A 2,862-nucleotide genomic window follows, 5' to 3' on the forward strand; every position below is an offset into this window, starting at 1 on the left:
AATCGCTGGATTATTTTCATTTTACAATGCTGGCAGCGGTACGAATCAGAGCAATCACATGTACAAGCTGGGACCTGTTCATCAAGGTATACTTGAACGCGGCTCGAAGACAGGCTCTTTCAGTTATTTGCTTTGGCCTTGCCGCATTGGCGCATTTACCGCAGTCATCGGAAAGCATTATGCAAATTTTGATACGACCGAATTTCCATTTTCATATATCGCTGATGAAGAAGGAAAAAGCGTGTTAACTCCGGCAATGAACTTGCTGACTGTTGGTACTCGGCGAGACAGCGAAAAATGGTCTTCGAGAGATAGAAGAAAAGACTCGGTTAAATTAGATCTCATAATTTTTGATTTATTGAATCCCTACACTGTTGGAAAAATCATGAAGGGAGTGAAAGTTCTTCAGGAACTCTATTCTACTGCATCGAAGGATCAGGAATTTGTGACATATAAAGGGATAAATATTCGGCGGTTGCTTTTACGAACTAGTTCAAAATATTATGAAATGGCGTTGAAGATTTATTTTGGTAAAACTATTGTTGAACGTATCGCACAAGTGCTTGAATTAAAATCAATGGCTGAATTAAAAAGAAAATTAAAATCGGGAAATGAAAAAGTTACGGGAGATTGGATCGATGTTTGCGGGTTGATTGCTCCTAACTTTTTAATTGAAGAAGTTTTAAGTAAAGTTGATAATGGCAAAATCCAAATCCTTAATTCGCTGCAAGATGAATTAAAATCTATTTTTACTTCTTACAATGCAAATAGCTGGACTTGGTGTTTGAATGCAGTCGAAACAAAGTTAAACCTAAAATTGAACGATTGGACTAAAGAAACTTTTGTTCAATTAATCGATGATTGGAAGCAGAATACAATAAAACTGAATAATATAATTGCCAAAGATGCTCAAAAGGAATTTGATGCAATTGCAAAGATTGGCTTTGGAATTGATGGTGATAATGAAACAAAACAAAAAGATTTCGAAGCTGTACGCGGAACTTTTGAGAAAAATAAATTCGTCAATCAACTTAACAATGAATCGAAAGCGATTGAACAAAAAGCCTCAGAGCTTGTGAGTCTCGTTAGATCTCTAACATAAACTATTTACTACGTAGAGCCGCATGGCGATACGGCTCTACTATTTAAAAAATTGTGTAACTTATCCCTAACTGCAAAGCTTCTTTCATTTGAGTTCTAGTAGATTGTTTCAATTCATGCACGACTAAAACCGAGAGATTTGCATTCAAGTAATTATTGATTTTAGCCACAACCGAATTATCCCACCGAACATCCCACACTCTTAAACTTTCAAAACGGGAGAACAAACGCAAACTGCTTTTAAATAAAACATTCGTATCTATTTTAAGTTCGGCAGAAGTAACCATTTCAATACCAGTTTCAAGCTTAAAAGCTTCTTTCTTATCGGTGGTTTGGGGCTTATCAGAAAATTGCCTCTGTTTATTTGTAAATACTTCCTGAACAGCCAATCCAAATCGTGTCTTAAATCCTTTTATTTTATCATATGTGAAGCCAAGACTTTGAGTGATGTATCCGGGATCAAAAAAATCTGCTATTCTTGTGGGGGTTTTGGTTTTGTATGAAAATCCGGTAGTTATTGGGCTTCGAATTGTATTGCTGAAAAATGGATCAACTGCCCATCCAATATTTTTTGAAATAACGCTTTCGATGAAAAGTTCATTGTCATTCGTCCTGAAATCTTGGCTGCCGAGTTTTGTTCTTCCAAAAGCAAATTTAAGGCTGTTTTTGTACGACCAGATTTCACCTTTGTAGTTAAGACCAAAATTTCCCACTAATGTCCAGGTAAAAGTGTTTTCGCCTCCTTGTGTCCAATTTGTAAGTGACACTTGGCTGATGTTAATACCAGTAACAGCTTTTGGCGACCATTGATCTATTTTTGAAGAATCATTTTGAGCAACGACATTAAAAGATAGTGATAAGAAAATGAAAATCACAAAATGGAGAATAGAGAACCGCATCTTAAATTCCACTGACTGTTGATATTTTTTACAAAAATATAAAAATTTAGTAGAGGAAATAAATTTTGCTTTTTATAGAGTCTGAGAATGTGTTAAATTCAATTCGAATACCAGGAGTGAAAAAATGAAATCCAACATATTACTTTCTATTTTAATATTTACTCATTTAATATTTACTCAACTGCTTTTTGGACAAAAAAAACCTTTTACACTAGAGTCACAATTCGAACTTGAATATCCTAATGATGCGGTGATCTCTCCGAATGGGAAATTTGCAGCTTACACAGTCCGCAAAGCAGAGATCGAAAAAGCCCGCTGGAATACACAATTGTATTTACTGGATGTTGAATCGAAAACAACGAAACAATTAACTAATAACTTATCATCAATATCGAATCCAAAATGGATGAATGAATCGAAATCAATTCTCTTTCTTTCTAATCGTGAATATTTTGATTCATCGGCTAATGAGGTTAAAAAAGGGGCGAAGCAGCTTTGGTCAATACCAATCGATGGTGGTGAAGCATCAATTTTGATTGCACTCAAGAACGAAATAGATGAATATACCATTTCGCCAAATGGAAGAATGATAGCTGTGATTTCAGAAACTGAATTATCCGAAGCTGAAATGAAGGACAAATTAAAAAAGGAAAAATCAAAAAATGATGAAATAGTATTTCCAAGACAAAATCCAAAAAAAGATGTCTGGTTGTTCAACCTGATTTCAAAACAAAGCAAAAAAATTGCATCACTTGATCCTGGTGCTTCGAATTTTAAATTCTCTTCAAAGTCTGATAAATTAATCTATCAAACAAACTATTCAGGAGAATATAATGATGACCAGAAACATGACGTTTGGATA

The 2,862-nt window shown here is 34.6% G+C and carries 3 protein-coding genes; 2 read left to right on the plus strand and 1 reads right to left on the minus strand.

Going from position 1 to position 2,862, the window contains the following annotated elements; all coding sequences use genetic code 11:
- Nucleotides 1-1,102: DUF4954 family protein (locus tag FJ213_13230; protein ID MBM4177114.1), on the plus strand; the 1,102-nt coding region annotated here is incomplete at its 5' end.
- 43 nt (nucleotides 1,103-1,145) lie between these two features.
- On the opposite strand, the gene FJ213_13235 is transcribed toward FJ213_13230, so the two are convergent.
- The gene (locus tag FJ213_13235) at nucleotides 1,146-2,000 is read right to left on the minus strand and encodes a DUF3078 domain-containing protein (GenBank protein MBM4177115.1); all 855 of its coding nucleotides are present in this window, start codon (nucleotides 1,998-2,000) and stop codon (nucleotides 1,146-1,148) included.
- 124 nt (nucleotides 2,001-2,124) lie between these two features.
- Between FJ213_13235 and FJ213_13240 the strand changes: the two genes are divergently transcribed.
- Nucleotides 2,125-2,862 (plus strand): hypothetical protein (locus tag FJ213_13240; GenBank protein MBM4177116.1); only part of this gene is annotated, 738 nt, incomplete at its 3' end.

Source organism: Ignavibacteria bacterium (assembly GCA_016873845.1).
Lineage (GTDB): Bacteria > Bacteroidota > Ignavibacteria > Ch128b > Ch128b > JAHJVF01.

What these genes read in the sequence shown, in the direction of transcription:
- FJ213_13235 (MBM4177115.1), bottom strand. Translation starts at nt 2,000, where the DNA reads ATGCGGTTCTCTATTCTCCATTTTGTGATTTTCATTTTCTTATCACTA.